This window comes from Wocania ichthyoenteri Th78 (assembly GCF_000789235.1).
Classification (GTDB): Bacteria; Bacteroidota; Bacteroidia; order Flavobacteriales; family Flavobacteriaceae; genus Wocania_A; species Wocania_A ichthyoenteri.
In genome coordinates, this window is record NZ_KN525716.1 from 3805667 (window position 1) to 3828729 (window position 23063).

At 31.9% G+C, this 23063-nt stretch carries 22 protein-coding genes; 14 read left to right on the forward strand and 8 right to left on the reverse strand.

The window, feature by feature from the left end:
- Positions 1–14: 14 nt before the first annotated feature.
- From RG22_RS16485 to ettA, 3 genes are all read left to right on the forward strand, one after another.
- Positions 15–452: a MarR family winged helix-turn-helix transcriptional regulator gene (locus RG22_RS16485; RefSeq protein ID WP_034045302.1), complete on the forward strand. Its 438-nt coding sequence runs from the start codon at positions 15–17 to the stop codon at positions 450–452.
- A 305-nt stretch (positions 453–757) separates the two neighbouring features.
- Positions 758–940 (forward strand): CAL67264 family membrane protein, encoded by a 183-nt coding sequence (locus RG22_RS16490; protein WP_034045305.1) that lies wholly within the window; start codon positions 758–760, stop codon positions 938–940.
- Positions 941–975: 35 nt separating this feature from the next.
- Entirely contained in the window at positions 976–2667 is a 1692-nt protein-coding gene (gene ettA, locus RG22_RS16495; RefSeq protein WP_034045307.1) for an energy-dependent translational throttle protein EttA, read from the forward strand.
- Positions 2668–2727: 60 nt separating this feature from the next.
- Here the strand turns inward: ettA and RG22_RS16500 are convergent, their stop codons facing one another.
- Positions 2728–2970, reverse strand: a complete 243-nt coding sequence (locus RG22_RS16500) for a hypothetical protein (protein ID WP_034045310.1) — start codon at positions 2968–2970, stop codon at positions 2728–2730.
- A 301-nt stretch (positions 2971–3271) separates the two neighbouring features.
- On the opposite strand from RG22_RS16500, the gene RG22_RS16505 reads away from it, so the two are divergent.
- The 9 genes from RG22_RS16505 (at position 3272) to RG22_RS16545 (ending at position 14990) form a co-directional block, all read left to right on the forward strand.
- The gene (locus RG22_RS16505) at positions 3272–4618 is read left to right on the forward strand and encodes a microtubule-binding protein (protein WP_034045313.1); all 1347 of its coding nucleotides are present in this window, start codon (positions 3272–3274) and stop codon (positions 4616–4618) included.
- A 232-nt stretch (positions 4619–4850) separates the two neighbouring features.
- Positions 4851–5915, forward strand: a complete 1065-nt coding sequence (locus RG22_RS16510; protein ID WP_034045317.1) for a hypothetical protein — start codon at positions 4851–4853, stop codon at positions 5913–5915.
- Between the two features lie 60 nt (positions 5916–5975).
- The gene (locus RG22_RS16515) at positions 5976–7940 is read left to right on the forward strand and encodes an AAA family ATPase (protein ID WP_034045320.1); all 1965 of its coding nucleotides are present in this window, start codon (positions 5976–5978) and stop codon (positions 7938–7940) included.
- On the forward strand, positions 7927–8514 hold the full coding sequence (locus RG22_RS16520; RefSeq protein WP_034045322.1) for an NUDIX domain-containing protein: 588 nt from the start codon (positions 7927–7929) through the stop codon (positions 8512–8514). The genes RG22_RS16515 and RG22_RS16520 overlap by 14 nt, the downstream gene beginning before the upstream one ends.
- Positions 8514–9749, forward strand: a complete 1236-nt coding sequence (locus RG22_RS16525) for a DUF6638 family protein (protein WP_034045325.1) — start codon at positions 8514–8516, stop codon at positions 9747–9749. The genes RG22_RS16520 and RG22_RS16525 overlap by 1 nt, the downstream gene beginning before the upstream one ends.
- Before the next feature lie 134 nt (positions 9750–9883).
- The gene (locus RG22_RS16530; RefSeq protein WP_156113413.1) at positions 9884–10165 is read left to right on the forward strand and encodes a hypothetical protein; all 282 of its coding nucleotides are present in this window, start codon (positions 9884–9886) and stop codon (positions 10163–10165) included.
- 32 nt (positions 10166–10197) lie between these two features.
- A complete protein-coding gene (locus RG22_RS16535; protein ID WP_034045331.1) occupies positions 10198–10731 on the forward strand; it encodes a hypothetical protein in 534 nt (177 codons plus the stop codon).
- A 118-nt stretch (positions 10732–10849) separates the two neighbouring features.
- The gene (locus tag RG22_RS16540) at positions 10850–12544 is read left to right on the forward strand and encodes a hypothetical protein (RefSeq protein ID WP_034045334.1); all 1695 of its coding nucleotides are present in this window, start codon (positions 10850–10852) and stop codon (positions 12542–12544) included.
- A 280-nt stretch (positions 12545–12824) separates the two neighbouring features.
- Positions 12825–14990, forward strand: coding sequence for a S9 family peptidase (locus tag RG22_RS16545; protein WP_034045336.1), 2166 nt, complete (start codon positions 12825–12827; stop codon positions 14988–14990).
- A 55-nt stretch (positions 14991–15045) separates the two neighbouring features.
- Here RG22_RS16545 and RG22_RS18255 read toward each other — a convergent pair whose 3' ends face one another.
- Positions 15046–15996, reverse strand: coding sequence for a GNAT family N-acetyltransferase (locus RG22_RS18255; RefSeq protein WP_081997760.1), 951 nt, complete (start codon positions 15994–15996; stop codon positions 15046–15048).
- A 66-nt stretch (positions 15997–16062) separates the two neighbouring features.
- Positions 16063–17073, reverse strand: coding sequence for a formimidoylglutamase (locus RG22_RS16555; protein WP_034045338.1), 1011 nt, complete (start codon positions 17071–17073; stop codon positions 16063–16065).
- Positions 17074–17196: 123 nt separating this feature from the next.
- Between RG22_RS16555 and RG22_RS16560 the strand changes: the two genes are divergently transcribed.
- Positions 17197–18081: a chromosome partitioning protein ParA gene (locus tag RG22_RS16560; protein WP_034045341.1), complete on the forward strand. Its 885-nt coding sequence runs from the start codon at positions 17197–17199 to the stop codon at positions 18079–18081.
- Between the two features lie 123 nt (positions 18082–18204).
- Here RG22_RS16560 and RG22_RS16565 read toward each other — a convergent pair whose 3' ends face one another.
- Entirely contained in the window at positions 18205–18759 is a 555-nt protein-coding gene (locus tag RG22_RS16565) for an REP-associated tyrosine transposase (RefSeq protein ID WP_034045343.1), read from the reverse strand.
- A 52-nt stretch (positions 18760–18811) separates the two neighbouring features.
- Here RG22_RS16565 and RG22_RS16570 point away from each other — a divergent pair, with 52 nt between their 5' ends.
- Complete coding sequence (locus RG22_RS16570; protein WP_034045346.1) at positions 18812–19210, forward strand: helix-turn-helix domain-containing protein; 399 nt, start codon at positions 18812–18814, stop codon at positions 19208–19210.
- 236 nt (positions 19211–19446) lie between these two features.
- On the opposite strand, the gene RG22_RS16580 is transcribed toward RG22_RS16570, so the two are convergent.
- From RG22_RS16580 to RG22_RS16595, 4 genes are all read right to left on the reverse strand, one after another.
- Positions 19447–19887: a hypothetical protein gene (locus RG22_RS16580; protein ID WP_156113414.1), complete on the reverse strand. Its 441-nt coding sequence runs from the start codon at positions 19885–19887 to the stop codon at positions 19447–19449.
- Between the two features lie 3 nt (positions 19888–19890).
- Positions 19891–20868, reverse strand: coding sequence for an RHS repeat-associated core domain-containing protein (locus RG22_RS18170; protein ID WP_081997761.1), 978 nt, complete (start codon positions 20866–20868; stop codon positions 19891–19893).
- A 663-nt stretch (positions 20869–21531) separates the two neighbouring features.
- On the reverse strand, positions 21532–21759 hold the full coding sequence (locus RG22_RS16590) for a DUF2188 domain-containing protein (protein ID WP_034045358.1): 228 nt from the start codon (positions 21757–21759) through the stop codon (positions 21532–21534).
- 705 nt (positions 21760–22464) lie between these two features.
- Positions 22465–22995, reverse strand: coding sequence for an ORF6N domain-containing protein (locus RG22_RS16595; protein ID WP_034039734.1), 531 nt, complete (start codon positions 22993–22995; stop codon positions 22465–22467).
- Between the last annotated feature and the right edge of the window lie 68 nt (positions 22996–23063).

Consider the following 23063-nt stretch of genomic DNA (forward strand, 5'->3'; position numbering starts at 1 on the left):
AAAAATGATTATAAATGGGAGATATTTCTAAAGACGTTAACTCAAAGTTTAAAAACAATAAAGTTAAAGCACTAATTAATATTATGTTTACTGCAAACTGGATTACGGCTCATCAAAATACTTTTTTTAAGCCTTTTGGTATTTCTCCACAACAGTATAATATTTTAAGGATTTTGCGTGGCACAGATAAACCATTAAAAGTTCAAACCATTAAAGACCGTATGATTGATAGGGCTCCAAATGCTACACGATTAATGGATAAACTTTGTGCGAAACAATTAATTGAGCGTATACCTTGTCCTAGCGACAGACGTGTTGTACATATCCAAATAATGAAAGAAGGTCTAACGCTTTTGCAGAAAATTTCAAAAGATTTGAATACTGATTTGTTAGAACATTTAACAGAACAAGAAGCACAGCAATTAAGTGATTTACTCGATAAAATACGTTAATCTGTTTTTCAAGCAAATAGCTTCAAAAAATAAGGCGAAGCGATTTTATGAATATAAGATCAATACAATTTCTTTTAACCTTTTTCGATGAAAGAAATAAAAATGATAAATCTTTTTACTATTTCCCCATTATAGATCATACGCTATGAACACGTAAACAGAGATTAAGGTTCTCCTCACGGGATTATCAAATGGGTAAAATAGGATTTCTTTCAACGAGTTAATAAAAAGCATCCTTTAAAAGGTGCTTTTTTATGTAAAATAGCGATATTTGCTTTTAGACTAACCATCAAAAAAAATCAATTATGGCAATGAATAAAAATACAGTCCTAGCTTGGGCTACCACAATTATGATTATAGTAGGATTAGCATTAATAGCTTTGGGCGCATTTAGATACGATGATGTTGCAGGCTGGGGGTTTGCAGCAGTAGGCATTGGTTTTTTTGCTATTGCATGGGTATTTAACGCTTTAAAGGGTAGAGTATAATTGACTTAATAACTTAACAATTACAACAAACAAAAATGAACGACGATAAGAAGATAATTTTCTCAATGACTGGTGTAACCAAGACATTTCCTAGTGCAAATACACCCGTTTTAAAAAATATATATTTAAGTTTTTTTTACGGAGCAAAAATTGGAATTCTAGGTTTAAACGGTTCCGGTAAATCAACTTTGCTAAAAATTATTGCAGGTGTAGATAAAAACTACCAAGGTGATGTGGTGTTTTCTCAAGACTATTCGGTTGGTTATTTAGAACAAGAACCAAAGCTTGATGAAGATAAAACAGTTATGGAAATTGTACGCGAAGGTGCAGCAGAAACCGTTGCTATACTTGATGAATATAATAAAATTAATGACCAATTTGGATTAGAGGAAGTATATTCTGATGCAGACAAAATGGAAAAATTGATGAACCGCCAAGCGGAGCTTCAAGATCAAATTGATGCTACAAATGCTTGGGAATTAGATACCAAGCTAGAAATTGCCATGGATGCTTTGCGTACACCAGATGGCGATAAAAAAATCTCTGTTTTATCTGGAGGAGAACGTCGTCGTGTAGCACTATGTCGCTTGCTTTTACAAGAACCAGATGTACTATTATTAGATGAGCCTACCAACCATTTAGATGCCGAATCTGTACATTGGTTAGAACACCATTTAGCTCAATATAAAGGTACCGTAATTGCGGTAACGCACGATAGGTATTTTTTAGATAATGTTGCTGGATGGATTCTCGAACTCGACAGAGGAGAGGGTATCCCATGGAAAGGAAATTATTCATCTTGGCTAGATCAAAAATCTAAGCGAATGGCACAAGAAGGAAAAGTAGCATCTAAACGACAAAAAACATTAGAGCGCGAGTTAGAATGGGTACGTCAAGGTGCTAAAGGTCGTCAAACCAAGCAAAAGGCACGTTTGAAGAATTACGATAAGCTCATGAGTCAAGACCAAAAAAAATTGGATGAAAAGCTTGAAATCTATATTCCAAATGGACCAAGATTAGGAACTAATGTTATTGAGGCAGTTGGAGTTAGTAAAGGTTATGATGATAAATTGCTTTACGAAGATTTAAATTTCAATCTACCACAAGCAGGAATTGTTGGTGTTATTGGACCAAACGGAGCTGGTAAGACTACTATTTTCAGAATGATTATGGGAGAAGAAACTCCAGATAAGGGTGAGTTTAAAGTAGGCGATACTGCTAAAATTGCCTATGTCGATCAAAGCCATTCAAATATTAATCCAGAAAAAACGATATGGCAAAACTTTAGCGATGAGCAAGAATTAGTTATGATGGGAGGAAAGCAAGTAAATTCCCGTGCATATTTAAGTCGTTTTAACTTTTCAGGAAGTGAACAAAATAAAGCAGTAAAACTGCTTTCTGGAGGAGAGCGTAACCGTTTGCATTTAGCTATGACACTTAAAGAAGAAGGTAATGTGCTACTTTTAGATGAGCCTACTAATGATCTTGATGTAAATACGTTACGAGCTTTAGAAGAAGGTTTAGAAAATTTTGCAGGCTGCGCAGTTGTTATTAGTCACGACCGTTGGTTTTTAGATAGAATATGTACACATATTTTAGCTTTTGAAGGTGATTCTCAAGTGTATTTCTTTGAAGGAAGTTTTTCTGATTATGAAGAAAATAAAAAGAAACGTCTTGGAGGAGATTTGATGCCGAAACGAATTAAGTACAAGAAATTGATAAGATAATTACTAAAACTAAAAAGCCTGCTAGAGCAGGCTTTTTAAGTATACAGATATCATTATAATTTAACTGCCACCATACATATGGCCATCAGTAAAATCTTTATAGGGTTTTTCTTTTTCATCTTCAATAGTAGTATTCATACTATTTAATCGATCATTTTCTTTTTTAAGTAAATAAGATTTTCTAACACCAAGTATCAATAAAAAAGAAAAAATAACAACAACAATAATTAATACGGTTACAACATCAATTTGATTGATTAACAGTATACACGGTAATGTGAGAGGTTTGTAGTTTAGAAGCATAGTCAGTGCTTTATTTGAGTTAATAGCTATTCAAATATACTGTTTTTTTACTAACTATTATTAATAATAGTTGTACCCTTCCTATTTAAGATGATTAAACCCTACTACAAACTCAGATATACATTCTATTCTCATTAAAAACAATTTTGATATAAACTCTAAAAAGCAAATTATTATAATTAATGTAACATTTTATTAATTTTTTACACCAATAATTTAAGCAGTATAAATTTTAAAATTGATATTTTTTAACGAAATTGCTTGTCCGTAAAATTGTTCAACCTTAAATATAATATATAACATGTCAGATGATTTTGATTTATTAGAAACCTCTTCAAACGAAAAAACCGAAAAAGTAGATGTTAACTGGGGAAAAGCCATTGACACTATGAAATCTAAATTATCTCAAGAAGATGATCCAGAAGTTCGTCAAAAAATATTAAATGCCACTTTGGATGATGTGGTGCATATGGCCGAAAAAGACAGAACGACACTTTTAGATGCGATTAAAGATTTGACTGATTATCAAGATGAAGTAGGTATTATTTTTGAAAAATTCTCGTCATTAAATGCTACAGAACAAAAAGTAATAGACGATGCTCAAAAAGGGTTAGAGCGCGCGCGAATTGAATTAGAGGATGCTAAAAACAAACCTGATACTTGGTGGAATAATCTTTGGGGACGTAAAAGCAAAATTAAAAAAGAGGAAGAAGAATTTAAAGCTGCTGAAAAAGTACGTGCTGGAGCTGATAATAAAGCCAAGGCGATGTTTCAAGAGCGTATAGAAAGCGCCGATGTTCAAACACTTTTAAGTGAATTATCTTATAAAAGTCAAGCTGCAGTTTCTCGTTTAAAAAATAGAGAAATAGAAATAAAAGAAGTTGAAGAAAAGCTTAAAGATGCTATTGTTGAAGCATCTAAAAATCATACAAAAGCTTTAGAGAAAAAGAAAGAGGTTGAAGAAAAACTAGAAGAACAATATGCGCTTTTAAAACAGGCACGACAAGAGCTTGAAGATATTGCTGATAAACAATCTGCTGAATACGCAGAAGCCATAGGTAAAGTAACCACTTTAGAACAAAAAGTTGAAGAATTAGAAGGTCTTAAAAATGCCTATACAACACTTGCCGCTAGTAAAGATAGCTTTGTACATAAACACAATTTAACCATTAAAGTATTAACATCGTTACGTAGTAATTTACAAACGCATCGTGCTAAATTAAAATCTGATACAGAGGAACGTCTTAAATATTACGATGGTTATGTGGTTGCGTTAAAAGCCAGAACAGACCAAGAATTTGCGGCTATTTTAGAACATTTAGGTGTAAAAACCGATGAGCATATTGGTGAAACTTTAGCATCTATGCATACAGCAAGCGCCAAAGCACGTCAAGATATGATGGATAATATACCGGTACACGAAAAAGTAATGCAAGGTGTTTATAGTAGTTATGCTGAAGCTTTACAAGAAATTCGTGCTAAGGATAGCGATATTCAAAAGAATTTTGCAGAACGCTATGGTATCGATATGAAAGAAATTTTTGAAGATTATTATAATTCTGATGTTAATGTGCCATCTGGTGATGATGGAGAAGGCGATAAGCCTAACTCAAAGCCAGAAGCTAACGACGACGATTTGTTGAGTTAACGTCATTGCGAGGAAGCATGACGTGGCAATCTTTTAATTATATATTGCTAAGTTTATTAGTATCTTTTTTTTCCTCGTTAGGGATTGAACGGTATGTTTGAGCTCCCCGACGCAGGAGGAAGCGAGTAGTGAAAGCCCGACCACTTGCACTGAGCTTGCCGAAGTGTTGTGGTAACGCCCAAAACACAATTAACAATTATCAATTAACACTTGTCAATTATCAATTGAAAAAATGTCCATAAACCACATTGTTACACCATTAGATTCTGCCATTCTCGATTCTAAAGAGCACTATATTTTTTACCATAAAATGGTGGATTTTGCTTTTAAAGAATTAATTGTTGCGGTGCAGCAGCAAAAAGTTTGCAATGAAATTGAGGTGCAATTGTTTAAGCAGTATTGCGACTTGTTGCTGTATTCTATAGAAGCTATGCGAGTTAAATACATGTATGATGATGAGGATAATATGAAGGTGGATTTAACATATTCTGGGTTTCCAAACTATTTAGAGTTTCGGTATTTATTTAACGATTTAGAGCTTCGCGACGGATATTTAGGGAAATTAACTCCAATAAATACTTTAAAAGAGGAGTTTTTAGATACACTAATGCGAAAAAAAGAGCATGTTAAAAAAAGTAGATTGTTTCAAGCGGCATCGATAGTTTATTATACTTCTGTAAAAAAAGAATATATTTTTAATCGTTTTGTTCAAGGAAAAATAGTGACTGCTCCAGAAAATTCTGCTGGAGATTTGCTAGTAAGTTGGAGTTTTTATGATGTATCACATAACAGACCATTTATATGCTTTATGTATTTTAATTATGATGGCAACCAAATAAATGATTATAAAGATGAAATTTACGAGGTTTTAAAAACGGTTGCAGATAGAGACATGAATTTAGATACTATGGCATACACTATTGATAGAAAATTGCCAAAAGTATCACCAAAGCTTATAAAACGAATTGATTTGGGGCCTATTCATAATGTATTTGCAAAAGATGAAAATGATATTACACATGCTATTTTACAAGCTATTTCTAAAAAGGAAATCCCACTAGAATCTTATGCAATATCATTGCGGTTAGATGAAGTGAGTTCTAGTAGTGAATTTAAAGATGGCGGATTTTTTAGTAAGCAAATTTTACAAAAATGGAATGATGTATTTAAGAAGAAATACGTTTTTGCTCCGCATAGAATCATTCAATTATTATATAACAAAACACCTGAGATTATGGATACCCTTGAAAAGGCACCTATTCAAATTTCAGAATTAAAAATTGATTTAAAAAAGTAAACAGTCGCAGTAGCAGTATTCAGTACTGCACACTGGGACTGAAAACTGTAGACTAAAAATATGGAACACAACTCAACATTCCCAATAAAATTAAGCGAACTCGATATGCTTCGTGATGAAGCGACATCCTATTTAAAATCTATACAATGGGAGCAAGGTGCACGCGTAAAAAACAAGGATAAAGATGCTAAAGACGAATCTATTTTATTGTATTTATCGCGAGCTAATAATGGAACAAATACTGCTGAAATAACTTCGGTTTCTAAAACCATATTAGCATTAAAAAAGCGATTGTTACCAGATTCAGTCGCCATCCCAATTTATTTGAATCAGACACTTTATGCGGTTCAAGAAGGTATAACTTTAGGTGTTTGGATTAAAGATAGTTATTATGATGCTTCAGGCTTATCGAGTTTAAATGAAAACAAATCTGCTTTAGATAATAACGGAAAACGCGAGTTTGAAAGCAAAATGCATACTGCAACGGCTTTTATGCTATTTGCTAAAGCCTATAAAGTTTTGCATGATTTAAAGCCACATGCTTCAGATGATTTAAGTGTGATGAAACAGAAATTTGCTGGTATTCCAGAGGTATCTCTTTTATCACCATTAAAAGGAATTTCCTGTAGCTTGTTTTATTATGATAAATATTTAGGTCATCCAGAAATTATAAAATCTGATAAAGATGTCATAGATTTTACTGTGGTTTACTTTGAGGCACTGATTGATGAAATTCAATTGCGTAAAAGTGCTTTAGAATATACCGAAACTATTGAAGATAGAACCTATAAACTTGAAAAATCTGAATTTGCCGTTTCTGGTTGGAATAATGTATTTGCGGGAACAGCTAAAAGTATTGAGTTTAATAAAATCCAATTTGAACAAATTGTTGGTAATCGAGATGCAAAACATTTTGCACGACGATTAACCGAGCATATGTTGAGTTATGATTTTGTTGCTAAAAAGAATCCGTTTCAAGAATTAGGTGGTTTTATGCCGGTGTTTATGGGTTATGGTATTCCTGGAACAGGAAAATCTATGTTGATTGCTGCTATTGCCACTCGACTTAAAGAACATTGTGATAATCTTGATATTCCGTTTTTGTTTCACCCTATGCCAGATACTTTAATTAGTACATTTCAAGGAGGATCTGCTGAAAAAATGGTTGAATGGATGAAGCCATTACAAGACCCATCAAAACTTATTTTTGCACCTATTGATGATGCCGAAAACAATTTGCAAGAACGAACTGCACAAGGCGTTTCAGCTGGTGTAAAAGAGGTTATCGGTGTGTTTTTAAGATATACAGAAGGCGCTTATGCGGTTAATTACGGTAACAGTTCCATTGGGTTGTTTACCAATCTGCCAGAAATGCTTGATAAAGCTGTGATTTCTCGTGTGCAAGGGCGTTTTAAAATTGATGGAGCACGAACCGAACACGACTTTTTAGATCAGGATTATATTTGGTGGAAAAAATTTGATAAAACCATGCCTGATTTTGTGAATATGCAAAATCCGCAAGGATATAAATATTTAGAAGATCAAGGTTTAGCTAAAAGCATGGGTGATATTTTAAATACTATTGAAAAGCCAACAGAAGAGCGGGTTTTAGAAACTTTTGAAAAAGTTGATAAAATGCATGATGCTAATGAACATATGTTTTATGCGAGTTTGTATAAAGAAATTCAGCAAATATTTCCATTCTTTTCATCGCGTGATGTTAGGAACATTCAATCGGCTATTTCATTACGATTAACTGATTTTGATTTAGAAGACGATTGGTTTGAAAACCCAGATGTTTATTTCAAAAAAGATTACGACACCAAATTTGGTATGCTTCAAGAATTGATGAAAGCGAATATGAAAGGACTAGATTTTTCTGAGATAAGAAAGCAAGAAGTAGTTAGGTATTTAGACAATGTTGCTACAATTGCAGATACCGATTTTAAACGAAAAGTTGATGCTAGAGTAAATCAATTGAATATAGAAACTGAGGCTAGAGAGCAGTTTGATGGGAAAAGATAAAAGAATAAAAAACATAACATCAACCGTACTATCTCAATTTTGGGGTAAGTTAGAGCGTATAGATTTCGATTTTAAATTTAAAGATGGTAATTGGAAACGCTTATCACACGAAGCTTACGGTAAGAGTGATGGCGTAGCTATATTGTTGTATAATCCAGAAACACGAAGCGTTGTTTTATCTAAACAATTCAGGATACCAGTTTATGTTGCAGGAGTTTCAGAAGGGTATTCTATCGAGGTATGTGGCGGTTCAGTTGATGAAGGCGAATCACCTGAAAGCTGCGTGATACGAGAAGCTCAAGAAGAGTTAGGGTACCATGTTTCAAACTTAAAATTTATTAGTACCGTATTTTTGTCACCAGGAATTGTTAGAGAGCAAGTACATCTTTTTATAGGTGAGTATCGAGATTCTGATAGAATTGATAATGGTGGTGGATTAGAAGTTGAAGGCGAAGAAATTGAAGTTTTAGAAATGTCTTTTAAGGAAGCATTAAATATGATTGATTCAAATGAAATTATTGATGCTAGAACGATTATGCTGTTGCAATATATTCGAATAAATAAATTGTTGTAATGGACAAACTAATTCAAGCCAATTTATATAGAAGTGAACTCATTCCTGTAAGCGGGAAACTAGTTGAGCGATATAACAAATGCTTAGTAAAGCTTGGGTTTACAAAAACCAAACTTAAAACATTTTCCATTGATGGCATTGGTTGGAGCCCCGAAATCGCTGATGAGAAAAAAGACCTTCATTATTTAAATAACGGTGATGCAAATCCGCATGGAATCATAATTTCTCCTTTGCAAAAAGGAAAACCAGTTTATGTGCCGTTTCATACATTTGATAGAGATATCATGAAATTTGTTTTCAAAATTCACGGAAACAAAATAAACGATATCACGCGTGATTGTGCAATATGTTTAGATTTCGACCAAAATATTGATGCTTTTTATGAGCCTTTAGATGTTTTGAAATACAATAACATTACCATAAGTTTTCATTTAATAAACGATTTAGATAAAATTAAAGCACAACAATTAGAACTTGTAGAAACCTTTAATAGAGACAATAATTTTATAGATGAAACTATACATCAACAATTATTAGAATCAGCAAAAAAACATGGAGATTTACGTCATAGAGATTTAGATTTACACGAATTGCAGTTTACAACAGATTCTTTTTACACCAAGGCTTTTGGAGGGGTATATGTATTGCGAGATTTTATTAAACCCATTGTAGTTTTTGAAGATAAAAAATGGCATAAAGAAGCTATTAAAGATGTGAGTTATGATGTGCTTATCTATCATATTCATCAACCCGAATTAATGGATAAATTGCGCGATCATGTTATTATTGAATACGATTTAGAAGCTGTTGTTAAAACAAAACGCTACGAGCGTATTAAAAAGTTCGAAATGTTTCAGCAGTTAAAAAAAGTACAGCATCCCATTAAAAATATTTTAGAAGACCCTTTATTATACAAAAGCTATTTAAATAAATTAGACATCGAGGCACGTAAAAAAGTAATGAGTGTAGAACGTTATTTAGAAAAATTAGAAACCAGTAACGAATTTAAAATTGCCGATATTGTTGATGTAAAACTTTTTGAAGCCTTGCATCAACCACATTCATCTTTAGAAGCCAAACATCAAGATTTAATTTGGATGCTTTTGGTAAACATTTCTCCTAAAGATGTATTGTACTTGTATTGGTACGATAAAGAAGCGTTTTACAATAGTTTTAAATCTTGGGATGACTCCTTTAAGGAATGGGTAATTGAAAGGATTAGTAACAATATTTAAAAAGTATAGACTAACCTTATAATGAATAATTAATTATGAAATTCTTTGGGTTTATTTGTGTTTTTTTCTTTTTATTGTCATGTAATCCAACATATGTTATTGCAATTCAAAACAATTCAAGTGAAATAATTAAATTGAAAGCCCAAGTTAGTGAAAGGTTTCATTCAAATAATTTTGACTCAGTTGTTATTACTTATTATGATAATAATTGGATTGAAGCTGATATTAAACCTAAACAACAATTAGACTGTGGTTTTGCTATTGCTGGATTAAAAAATAATATTCCATTTAATGAAATGATTATTTTAAAAAACAAAGACACAATAAGTGCTAAAAATCATAAAGAATTGTTGGAATTGTTTGATAATAGGGGTTTCGGTAATATAATGACTCCTTATATTTTTATAATCGATTGAAAATAGTTAGATTTTAATTTTAAACTAAAACCATGGGACTAGAATTAGTAATATTTATAGCAGCGATACTTTTTGGTATCTTTTTGTATTGGAGAGAATCTAATGGAAATGGGTTATATCGTTTTGTAAACAAAATATTGAATTCTAAAGCCTTGCAAATGAAACTGGAAAACAAAAAAGGCTTCGTATATAAACAAGCTTTTTTGCCACGTTTGGTTTTTGTTGCTACCACTTTTTTGTTAATAGGATTAATATTTCAATTTCTAACCCCCTTTAAAATATTTGGAAGTTATAATGGTATTTCGGCATTTGCATCAATAGTCGTTGGCACTTTAGTAGGAACATATTTAGCAACTTTTATATTAAAATCTTCTAAAGTTTTAGAAGAAAAAAGTGATTCTATTGGAGATATTATGGAAGATGCAGTTGAAAAAGGAAAGGACTTTATTGAAGACTTAAAAACTAAAGATACTGATGCAGTTGAAGAAACTGAAGCTATAAAAGAAGCACCAAAAACTGAAGGAAAAAGTGCTCGTGAACGATTAAAAGACAAAGGACTTTTATAAGTTAGTGTCATTACTAGGAAGTATGAAGAAGTAATCTTTTAAATTGAAACTAGAAATATAAACAAACAGATTGCCACAACTATTTTATAAAAAGTTTTGCAATGACAATACATCAAAAATGATTAAAAACTACTGGAATAAAGGAAAAAAGCAAAAAACCATAACAATAGTTACTGGGTTAATTTTGTTAGTCGCATTGTTTGTTTTACGCGACGATTATCAACCTGCATTATTATTTGTTAGAAAGTTCATTTTCATTATTCTGTTAAGTGCTACAGTATTATTTTTTGGATTACGAAAGTTTAGAAATTCTGCAAGCACAGGAAAACGGATTGGTATTTTAGGATTATTAGTTGTTTTCTTCGGAATTTTATATGTTATCGGTTGGCATTTTAAAATGTACGATTACATGAAAACATATAACGTTTTTAATAATTTGAATCGTATAGAAATTAACGAATTACCATTGACTCAAAACGAGCGCATTCAACCATTACAAAATATTTCATCAATGGCAAACGAAAGTGTTGGAGAAACTAAAGATGTTTCGTTACCACATTTAGTTCGTGTTGATGGTGAAAATAAATGGACAATGGCTATCCAGCCAACCGAGAAATATGTTTGGCAAGGCATAACCGATAATACCGAGGAGGTTTTTTCGGTATCTAGTACCACACCATTCCCAAGGTTTTCAAACGAAAACAGAATTCCTGTAACCTTTTCAATTGGTGAATCTTTAAAGTTTAGTAGAAACACCTATAACGCTGTTGTACAACGTTTCAATATTTTTCAATTATTTACTATGGAACCTAGTGATACGTTTTATATGAAAAACGATACAGGACAATGGGTACAAGTGGTCAGTTTAATTAAATGGAAAGGTTTTTTATTTCCGTATCCAACATTTGGTGGTGTGATGATTGTTAACAATGGTGAGCATGATTTTAGCGATTATATTGAACGTATTTTAATAGGTAAAGGCACTTATATAAGTCCAGAGGAGATGAAGAATTATCCTTATTTGAATGGACAAAACACATTGGCAGAAAAAGTATCGCAACTACAAGCAGAATCTTTAAAATTTTTAGGTGGTTTTAGTGATCCATTACCCTGGAATATGGAAACAGCTGTAAAAATTCCAGAATTACCAAAAGACCAAAACCAACAACCTTTTGTTACCGATTTTGATTTTTCTGATACCGATTCTAATGCTTATAGCGGTTTGTACCACTGGTTTGGGTTAGAGCCAGTAGGAGAGGAGCGTACCAGTTTAACCTTTAGTGTATTTATTCCGGCAGATGGATCGGATGCATTATATTACTACGATCATGCTTCAAAAAAGCAAGGTTATGCTGGGGTTTCAGCAATGCCATTAAAAGTTAAAGAATCTAGAAAAGAGTACGATTGGACAGCCAACACACCAGTGGAATTTAGACCGTATATTAAAAATTTAGCAGGCAGAAAACGTATGTTTTTTTTAGGAACCGTTTCCGCTATTAGCGAAAAGGATGCAGGACAATTCGATGGCTCAGCAACACCAGATTTGGTTTTGATTGATAGCGAATACCGCGATGTGATTTGGATAGATGTCAAACATCCAAGCCGATGGGATAAGACCGTTTACGACCAGTTAAATGAAGCGTGGAGATCGAGCGAAGGTATTGGCTATTATTTTGCTGAAGAGACAAAAACCATTGATATTGTTGAGCAGATTTCAGATTCAACACAGGTAATCCCAATGATAGATAAAAAGGCTGAGGAGATTGAAAAACTACAGAAGAAAATTGATTCTTTGAAGGCTATTGGTAATTAACTTAAAATAGAAAAATTATAATTTTCAATTATTAAAATTTGTTATTATAGTTTTGGAAAATAATTTTTGTACTTGGTTGTTTTTTTTTGACTTATAGTATTTATAATAAAAATATTAGTGCTATTACTTTCTGTGTGTTTTTTATCATTTAATGCTTTTCTCATTAAAAAATATTCATCAACTTCGAAAGGGAACTAATTTCTCAAATTGTTAATTCCCAATTTCCATCTATTTTTCTAAACATATTTCCGTTCCTTTACATACCAACAAACACTAAATTATGAAACATTCCATTTACGCTTTTTTAACTTTAACTATTATGATTTCATCTTGTAAATCAAACGAAGCTGAAAGACCACACACGTCACTTGAAGCACCAGTTGCAAAAAAAATACCTAAAGAATTAACCATTCACGACGACACGCGAATTGATAATTATTTTTGGATGCGTTTAAGCGACGAGCAAAAAAATGCTGAAACACCAGATGAGCAAACACAAGATGTATTAGATTACTTAAATGCTGAGAATGATTATTTAAGTAAAGCAATGGCTCATACAGATAGCCTACAAGATAAATTGTATAACGAAATTGTAGGGCGTATAAAAAAAGACGATCAATCTGTTCCAGTAAACAATAACGGTTATTCGTATTATACACGTTTTGAAGAAGGTGGTGATTATGCTTTGTATTGCAGAAAAAAGCTAGAAGAAGGAGCAAAAGAAGAAATCATGCTCAACGGACCAGAAATGGCTAAAGATTATTCTTATTATGGTTTTGGCGGACGTTCGGTAAGTCCAGATAATAAAATGCTAGCTTTTGGCATCGACACTATTTCTAGACGCCAATACACCATTTATTTAAAGAATTTAGAAACGGGAGAATTATTAAAAGACAAACTTAGTAATACGGGTGGTACTGCTACTTGGGCAAATGATGGACAAACTATTTTCTATACTACAAAAGATCCTCAAACTTTACGTCAAAACAAAATTTTAAAACATGTTATTGGCACTAATCAATCAGAAGATGTTGTGGTTTACGAAGAAAAAGATGATACGTTTAGATGTGGTGTTGGTAAAACAAAATCTGATGCGTATTTGGTTATTGGAAGCTTTCAAACCCTATCTACAGAATTCAGGTTTTTAGACGCCAACACACCAAATGAAGAATGGAAAGTGATTCAACCAAGAGAGAAAAATTTAGAGTATACTATCGATCATTTTTATGATCATTTTTATATAAGAACGAATAAAGATGCAAAAAACTTTAAACTGGTTAAAACACCAGTAGATAAAACAGAAAAAGAGTATTGGGTAGATGTAATTCCACACAGAGATAATATATATTTTCAAGGTATGGACTTGTTTAAAAACTATTTAGTTGCTGAAGAACGAAAAGATGGTTTACGAACTATTAGAGTTATGAAATGGGATGGAACAGACGATCATTACATTCAATTTAACGACCCAGCATATTTTGCTGCAACAACCTCTAATTTAGATTTTGATACCGATATTTTACGCTACACTTACAGCTCTTTAACAACACCAAATAGCACTTATGAGTATAATATGTCTGAGAAGAAACAATTACTTTTAAAGCAAACAGAAGTTATTGACCCTTCTTTCGAAATAGATAATTATACGTCAGAGCGTTTATATGCAACAGCAACAGATGGTACAAAAATCCCTGTGTCTTTAATTTATAAAAAAGGTATTGAAAAGAATGGTAAAAACCCGTTGTTACTTTATTCTTATGGTTCTTACGGGAATAGTATGGAGCCAACTTTTAGCTCTACACGCTTAAGTTTGTTAGATAGAGGTTTTATTTACGCTATTGCTCATATTCGTGGCGGACAAGAAATGGGAAGAGACTGGTATGAAAACGGAAAATTATTAAAAAAGAAAAACACATTTACAGATTTTATTGATGCTGGTAAATTTTTGATAGATAAAAAATTCACAAGCAGCAATCATTTGTATGCTTACGGAGGATCTGCTGGTGGTTTATTAATGGGAGCTGTTTTAAATATGGAACCAGATATGTGGAATGGCGTTATAGCAGCTGTTCCTTTTGTTGATGTAGTATCAACGATGTTAGATGAAACTATTCCATTGACTACTTTTGAGTTTGATGAATGGGGAAACCCGAAAAATAAAGAATACTATGATTATATGAAATCGTATTCTCCGTATGATAATGTTAAAGCCAAAGATTATCCAAATATTTTAATTACAACCGGTTATTGGGATAGTCAAGTACAATATTGGGAACCAGCAAAATGGATTGCTAAATTACGAGAGTTAAAAACAGATGACAATTTATTGGCTATGGATTGTAATATGAAAACTGGTCATGGAGGTGCATCTGGGCGTTTTGAACGTTATAAAAGATTAGCATTAACCTATGCTTTTATGTTTGATTTGGAAGGTATTACAAAATAAAGCTTTATTAAATTTGATATTATAAATGCCTTGAATTTATTCAAGGCGTTTCTGTTTAAAATATTAATTTCATTTTTATATCACTACGCTTATAAGGACTATTGTGTTCAACGGGAATTTCAATAAATCCATATTTTCTATAAATGTAAATGGCGTTTTCTAAAACTGAGTTAGAGTAGAGTATAAGCTTTGGTAAATTCATTGATTTTGCAAAATCAATGCTATGTTGCATTAGTTTTTGCCCTATTTTAAAACCTCTATGCTCTGGTGAAACAGCCATTTTTGTTAGTTCGAATAAACCTTCATTTCCAATTGGCATTAAAGCAACAGTACCAACAATTTGATTGTTTAGTTTTGCAAAAAATATATGACCACCTTTATTTATTATATAGGTTTCAGGTTTACTTAAAACGCTTTCATCATAAGGCTCAACATGAAAGAATCTTTGTAACCACTCAATATTTAAGTTATAAAAATTTTTAGCATATCTGTTTTCAAAAGAAACAATTTCAATGTCTTGAGATATTTTCATTTGTATATCGTTAATTATGGTTCTGCTAAAGCTTTTTTTATTAAGCTTATTTTCAAGAATATTTAAATGCTCGATTAAAGATGAAGACCTTTCTAAGGTATATTCTTTTATTACTTTATCTATACTCTTCCATATAGGTTTTAATTTCTCTAAGGTTTTATTTCCTTTATCTGAAGGATATATTATTTTTTTCCGTTTGTCCAATTTATCAGCTTTATAGATAATTAACCCTTTGGCACTTAGTTTATTAATGGATTGTGTTATAGCAGGCTGTGTAAATTGTAAAACGCGTTGAATTTCTGAGTTTGTCACACCATCTTTATTTGCTATTATTTTAAACATAGGAAATAGGTAAGGGTCGAAATCAATATTAAAATGATTGTATACTAATTGAGTTTCTTTCATCATATACTCGCTTACTCTTTTTAGTCTAGAACCTAAACCCAATTCTCCGTACCCTCGTAATGCATCCATAATAGTAGTGTTTATATAAGTACTTATGTAAAATTATATATTAAAATCTAAATGAACAAATAATATTTAAGCTTTTATGAAATCTGTTATTAAATAGGTGATAAGTTTTCCAACCTGATTTGCAGTTTTCTTTTTTGGTGCAGCTTCGCAAATATGTAAATAAGTTGCGTTTTTATGATTTGCAAAAAAACTAACAAATTGTCTGGTTTTATTAACACTAAAACCGCTTGGTGTCATAGCGCTACTTGGCATATTTTCAATGGCATCACAATCTATTTCAATACCAAATGGTTTTTTATGAACATGATTCGATGCGCGTTGCATTTCATCATTAAAATTAAACTTCATTCTAATTTCTATATCTTCAAACGTATTATAATCTATAGTTTTAGCTTTATTAAGGGAGGTGAAAATAGCATCAGAAGTATAATTTTCATGTAACCCAAAAACAAAGTAGTTTTTAAGAAAACCTTCCGCGAAAGCGTAACTAAATCCATTACCACTATGTCTGCCTTCTTCTGGTCTAAAATCTGAATGTGCATCAAAATTAACTACATTAATAGGTTTATTTAAAGCCAACGATGTGCCTTTTATATTGCCATAAGCATTATTATGTCCGCCACCAATAACGATAGCTTTTTTACCTGTAGACACAATTAATTGCATAATATGAGCAACAGAATTATCGATACGTTCAACAATTTTTCTGGCTTTTTTAATATCGCTTTTTTTATTTTGATTAAGTTTTGAAACTTCTAATAATTCATCAGAAAAATCTAAATGTCCTAAAATTAAAACGGTGTTTGCCTTTGTAAATGTGTTACTCTGTATATTTAACAAAACTTTTAATGTAGCTTCCCAAGCTCGCGAAGCACCCAATTTTCCTAGATTAGCAAACACACCAACATCTTCAGGGAAACCAATTATTATATGTGTGACATCCAAACTTTTAAGTTGTTCGTATATATTGGAAATGCTGGCTAACATTTTTATATGTTCGCCAAATTTGGATTCACCAGAGCGTTTATTTAATAATTTATTACGCGTAGTATTGTTAAATAAGACTAGTTTATCCATGCGGTGATTAACTTTAATTTCAAATATTAAAATTAATCAATATTTATTAAAAACGTTAGAAAATTAGAGTATTAAAAATTTTAGATTAACACAAAACATAAACAATTAAAACAAGTAAAAATTATGGAGAATAGCAAAACTAGTACGGGATTAAAAGTGGCTTTAGGTATCGCTTTAGTTTTATTTTTAGGAACATTATTTTACACTTTCAATTTAAAGAGTGAAAGTGATAAAAACAACAAGGAATTAACTGAACAAAAACAGTTAGTGATGAATGATTTAAACGCCATGGCTAAACAATATGACGAGGCTATTGGAGAAAATGAAGTAGCAAACAACAATTTAATTGAAGCCAGAACTCGTATTCAAGGATTAATAGATTCATTAAAAATATCTGAAACAAACGTAAAAAGCTTGTGGAGATACAAACAAAAATATGCATCACTTCAAAAAGAAATGGATATATTGTTAGCTCAAAATGATTCGTTAAGAGTAGAAAACTCATACTTAGCAACATCTTTAGATAGTACAAGAGTACGTTTAGAGGAGCGTACCATGTTTACAGACTCTTTATTAGTGCAAAACACTGCGTTAGCTGAAGTTGTTGAGAATGCGGCAGTTTTAAATACTGTAGGGTTAAAAGGATTTGGAGTAATTGAGAGAACTTCTGGTAAATTAATTCCAACTGAAAGAGCTAGTAGAGTAGATAAAATTAGAGTATGTTTTACAGTAGCTAAAAATGCTTTAGTACAAGCTGGAGATCAAGAATTATACGTTCAAGTTATCGATCCTAAAAACAATACATTAGGTTCTAACGAGCAAGTTCAGTTTGGAGAGAAAACTTTAAACTACAGTATAATTAGTAAGTTTAATTACGAAAACGGAAGCCTTAATATTTGCGAGTTTGTTGCATCTAAAGGCAAAGAAAGTTTTGAAAAAGGGCGTTATACAGTAAACGTTTTTAACGAAAAGGATTTAGTTTCTAGCTCAGAGTTTACTTTAAAGTAAACATATTATATAACACTTAAGAGCAAAGCCTCAAGTTTAATACTTGAGGCTTTTTTTTGATTATACTTTTTCTAAGTACTATTATAATCCGATAACACGGACTTGTAGTCCGTGCATTTTATTTTAAAACAATAACAATAGTATAACTTCAATTTCACTATCTAATTCTGCATAATTACGAGCCGAACTAAATATATAATCTTCAGGATAAGCTACTATTTTTTCTACCACAGGATTATTATGAATATAATCTACCTTTTGTTTAATAAATTTATTAGAATAAACTTTTTCTGCATGATAACCGTCTTGCCAAACCTTATAATTTTGTTTTCGTTTTAAGTGTACACATGCCTTTTTAAAATATGTCAACATCCATTCTCTTCTGCTTTCTGGATAATTAATTGTGGTTTCAATAATTTTTTTAGAAGTGTAAGTTTTAAAATCTCTTATTACGTTAGAGAGTAATTCTTTTTCATCTGCTTTGCAAAGTAAATGTATATGACTGCTCATAATACAATAAGCATATATTTCTAACCCTTTATGTTTTTGACAGTATTGCAATGCATTAATAATTACATATTTTTGTCTAAGCCTTGTAAAAACATCTATCCAACCAACTGCAGTTATTGTAATGAAATAGGCCACATCGGCTTCTGTAGCTTTATATTTAGTGGACATAACATAAATTTAAATTTATAATATTCACAAGATAACAACTTTTAGTGTTATCTTGTTTTTATGGGAAATTGCAAGTACAAAAAGCTTAAACCATCACGTAAAAACACAATTTTATATTGTAGCTTTTCTTTTCTTATGTTGCACGGACTACAAGTCCGCGCTATCGGGTTATTCCAACTACAATAAAATTGAGAATGGTAATCGTGAGATTTCTGTAAAAGAGTTACAGCGACTTGCAGAGTTTTATAATATTACGGTTGACCAAGTGATTAACCTCAATGATGGTTTGCCCAAAGAAGTTGTTATTGAAGATAAACAAGCACAAGAACAGTTACGTTTAATTTCCGAGCTTGATACTGACGATAGAGCTATTATCTTTAAGATGATTGATAAAATGCTCACTTCTAAAAAGTTCAAGGATTTCTTTTCTAAAAATGTTGCTTCACTTTAGAGCATAAAAAAACCACTCCGAAGAGTGGCTTTGATATTTATCTATATGCAGAGTTTTATATTTTTTCCACATTAGGTTCATTTATAGTCAAATCATAGGATATTACATTAGTTTCCTTTAAAAAATAGTAGTAATATCCTTCCTTGTTTTCTTTGCTTAAAGAAGAACTATTATAATTCCCTATTGATAATACTTCAGTCCATTTAAAAGGTATTTTTTGCTTGTTCCACGTACCGTCAATATATACTATATGATATATTCTCAATCTTAACAACAGTATTTAATTTTCCTTTAAAATCTTCACTCTCGTTAATTGGCAAAATATCTATAGAGTTATTTTCTATATAACGATTTAAGTCAAAGTTTGTAGCTTTAATACTTTGTTTAGAGTCTGTTAAACCAATAGGTAAGTATAATTCATCCTTTGTTGGTTTTTTAAAAGTGTCAATAGATTCTTTGAAGTTCGATTTCATATCCTTTAAAGGAATAAAGAAATATAGTTTAGGGTTATCAATTGCAAGTTTCACTTCCTTTGCATTTGTAGAAGAGGCATTTTGCATTGACGCTTGAACAAATAAATACCCTTGTATTCTGAATTCTTCAGACACCTCTTTATTTTCTTGTGCACAAGAAAATAAAGAGTAGGTAATACATAGTAATAATATGATTTTCTTCATCTTTTAATTCGTTTTTTTAAGCCTTCCTACTGTACCTGGGTCTGATGCTTGATTAACTCTTTTGTTCTCTTTATCTGATAAATAATTTGAATTTATGGAACCTGGACTCATATTTACCCTACCCATTATTGCACGAATACCATCTTTACTAACAGAAGGAAGATTATAATTAAAAGTCCCATCACCTGTACCTCCTATTGTACCAGAAGGAATATTATTAGTAATTCCTACATCCTGCATATTTGAACCTGGATCTCCGTGATTACCTCCAATATTATGTCCTATTTCGTGAATGAAAGTTCCCTTAAGTAATTTACTTTCATTTCCGCCAGGAAATTTACTTAATGTATTATCAACTTTTGTTTGATTCAATGTTATATTGAACCTTGATGCATTACCATAATGGTCTCCATCTGATGAATTCTCTACACCAACTACATTTCCATATCTTGCAGCACCTCCATCTTCTGTATCTACATAATCGTTAGAGGCAAGTTCTTGAGCTTGTTCTGCACTTTCAGCTTCGGTTACACCAATGTTAAATTGAACATAAACTTTATTGCCATCTCCATCTTTGATTTTATGAGCCTTACCACCATTGTTATACGCATCTGCTGCTGATTGTAGACCTTCAGTTTGTTTCTCATTTAATCCGTGATGATAATAATTTGCTGTTACAACATAAGGGTCGTCTTTAGTTCCTGAACCCGAAACTATTCCATCTTTTCCATTTGGGTCGATAACTAATGTTGGATTATTAAAAGCATAATTATACGGTGAAGCCCAAGGGTAGCTATAAGAGTGAGGGTCTATTTGCATAAATCGTCCAATAGCTGGGTCATACATTCTTGCTCCATAATCATAAGTATTTAATCCAAGTTCTTCTTGTATTTCCTTACCATTGAATTTATACTTATGTTCCGTACCGTTCACAACATTATTGTACCCTTTGTGTTCAAGTCCAAATGGATAGTAGTTTATGCAAAATTTTTAACTCTGATGTACTTTTACAGCCTATTGCTCCAAAAACAGGCAACAAAAAATTTATTTTAAAGAACGTATTACTGTTGTAAATATAACTATTTCCCTACTAAAACAGATGTGGTTTTACCTTACATTTTATATGTTTTTTTAGATAAGAGTGGACTATGAATTCCCTATAATTAGCTAGGGAGCTTTTTAACCCCAAGCTATGTTTACATAACGGTCTGTTATAGCAACATTCATTTGATTTCTGTACTATAACGCCATTATGTAAAATAGCCGACTACAGCCGATGCGCACTCTTGAACTTCGGTTGATGTTTTTGTTTCTATTTGATGAGATTATAAATACTAACGCCTTTCAGTTGTTCCATTTTAAAAGTTGATGCAACTCCGCTGCATTTTCCAACCTCTGTTACATCAACTTTTAAAACGTTTGTGTACACACGCACACATCTTGAATAGTAAAATTATAGAGGTCTTTTTCAACTGTAAAACGTTTTAAAAAGATGAAGATTTACAAGCTGTGATTTTAGATTAAGCAATTGCCTTAATCAATCTTCATCTTTTTAAAATGATAGCCCAAGTGGCTACAGAACGTCACGTAAGAGTGAGCAAATAAAAAAGGCTGTCCTTTCGAACAGCCTTTAAGGTTACAAGATTACCCTTTTGGTGGGTATGGGTCGTTTCCATAAGTCCTTTCTTCTTGGAACTTACCATCACTCTTGTGGACGATTACTTGAGAACTGGGTTTGTTCTTTGCAATTTCTATGGTTCGCTTTAACGTTTCTGCTTTTGTATTACCAACAACAGAAGCTCGCTGACCACCTTGCGCTTTTCCAGCCCAAGTACCATCTGGTTTCTGGGTTACGTGATATTTCTTTCTCACGGCTATAAAGTATTGTGGAACGCTACCAAAAGAGAGCGTTCAGTCTCTTTAAAGACTTTTAATTTTTATTTTCGGAACTCTATTATTAGATTTGTATTCCGATTAACAAAACTAATAGTTCCAAAAACGAGGCCTAAAAGACTTTTTCAAAGGCCTTTTTTTGTTGCTTGCAACTTCTACAAATTTACGTAGATTTTCGATGCACTCATTTTTGAGTTATTGACAAGTTATAGACAAAAAAACTGTTAATTAAACACCTATTTTGTGGATAAGTGCTTCTAAAATGGTGAGTTGCGCAAAGATATTTCAAGTTTCTGAGTTGTGCAAAAACATAAATTTTCCTTTTATAGTATTCCCGTAAGCCTAATGATTTCAATGGTTTTCGAGCGTTGGTTTTTCGGATATTTTACATAGTTGACATTATAACTTACGGCTTTGGTTTTTTAAGCGTGGCTGATGTCGGCAGTATTATAATGCCAATTATGTAAATATAGCTTGGGGTAAGTTTTGGTGTGAGTGTTGGCAACAGCTCTTTACTTTTTTAGATTACAACTTTCTTTAGACAACTAAATTTTCTTAAAAAAGTAATGTGCTGTGTGTGCGGTTTTCGGCAACCAAAAATTACATTTAGCGTTGGCGAGCGGAACAAAACAAAAAACAGAGGATTTTGAGGAACGATAAAACTGGGTTTTGTTTTGTGGGGATTTAATCTCTATCAGCTTTATACCCTATTTCTTTTCGAGGTTTTTCATTCTCTTTTTTATCAATCAACTCATCCAAGTAGTTAAAAACCAATTCAATATTCTTGCTGTGATTTGTTAGCTTCTTTTTGATTTCTTCAACTTCAAGTTTTAAACTTAAATTATCCGTTAGCATTTCACGAAGCTTGGTAAAAATTCTCATTATTTGGATATTAACTGCAATCGCTTTTTTACTATTCAAAGCACTTGATAACATCAGTACACCGTGTTCCGTAAATACATAAGGTAGTTTTCTTCTTCCTCCCCAACTTGGTGTTGTGTTTTGTGACTTTAAAGTTTCCCATTCTATTTCCGTTAATTGGAACATAAAATCATCTGGGAACCTGTCTGTATTTCGTTTTACTTGTTGGTTTAAAACTCTTGTTTCTACTTCGTAAAGTTCCGCTAAATCACTATCTAACATTACTTTTTGGTCTCTTATGTAGTAAATCTTACTGATAACTACTTCGTCTGGTATAATTAATTTATCGCTCATTTATTTCTAATATTTAACAAAAATAGCAACTTGATATCACAATTTGTGATATCAAGTTTGATTTATTT

Coding starts and splice junctions, on each gene's coding strand:
- RG22_RS16505 (WP_034045313.1), top strand. CDS start 3,272: ATGTCAGATGATTTTGATTTATTAGAAACCTCTTCAAACGAAAAAACC.
- RG22_RS16515 (WP_034045320.1), top strand. CDS start 5,976: ATGGAACACAACTCAACATTCCCAATAAAATTAAGCGAACTCGATATG.
- RG22_RS16535 (WP_034045331.1), top strand. CDS start 10,198: ATGGGACTAGAATTAGTAATATTTATAGCAGCGATACTTTTTGGTATC.
- RG22_RS16540 (WP_034045334.1), top strand. CDS start 10,850: ATGATTAAAAACTACTGGAATAAAGGAAAAAAGCAAAAAACCATAACA.
- RG22_RS16520 (WP_034045322.1), top strand. CDS start 7,927: ATGGGAAAAGATAAAAGAATAAAAAACATAACATCAACCGTACTATCT.
- RG22_RS16490 (WP_034045305.1), top strand. CDS start 758: ATGGCAATGAATAAAAATACAGTCCTAGCTTGGGCTACCACAATTATG.
- RG22_RS16560 (WP_034045341.1), top strand. CDS start 17,197: ATGGAGAATAGCAAAACTAGTACGGGATTAAAAGTGGCTTTAGGTATC.
- RG22_RS16525 (WP_034045325.1), top strand. CDS start 8,514: ATGGACAAACTAATTCAAGCCAATTTATATAGAAGTGAACTCATTCCT.
- RG22_RS18255 (WP_081997760.1), bottom strand. CDS start 15,996: ATGGATGCATTACGAGGGTACGGAGAATTGGGTTTAGGTTCTAGACTA.
- RG22_RS16580 (WP_156113414.1), bottom strand. CDS start 19,887: ATGAAGAAAATCATATTATTACTATGTATTACCTACTCTTTATTTTCT.
- RG22_RS16500 (WP_034045310.1), bottom strand. CDS start 2,970: ATGCTTCTAAACTACAAACCTCTCACATTACCGTGTATACTGTTAATC.
- ettA (WP_034045307.1), top strand. CDS start 976: ATGAACGACGATAAGAAGATAATTTTCTCAATGACTGGTGTAACCAAG.
- RG22_RS16510 (WP_034045317.1), top strand. CDS start 4,851: ATGTCCATAAACCACATTGTTACACCATTAGATTCTGCCATTCTCGAT.
- RG22_RS16485 (WP_034045302.1), top strand. CDS start 15: ATGGGAGATATTTCTAAAGACGTTAACTCAAAGTTTAAAAACAATAAA.
- RG22_RS16595 (WP_034039734.1), bottom strand. CDS start 22,995: ATGAGCGATAAATTAATTATACCAGACGAAGTAGTTATCAGTAAGATT.
- RG22_RS16545 (WP_034045336.1), top strand. CDS start 12,825: ATGAAACATTCCATTTACGCTTTTTTAACTTTAACTATTATGATTTCA.
- RG22_RS16555 (WP_034045338.1), bottom strand. CDS start 17,073: ATGGATAAACTAGTCTTATTTAACAATACTACGCGTAATAAATTATTA.
- RG22_RS16565 (WP_034045343.1), bottom strand. CDS start 18,759: ATGTCCACTAAATATAAAGCTACAGAAGCCGATGTGGCCTATTTCATT.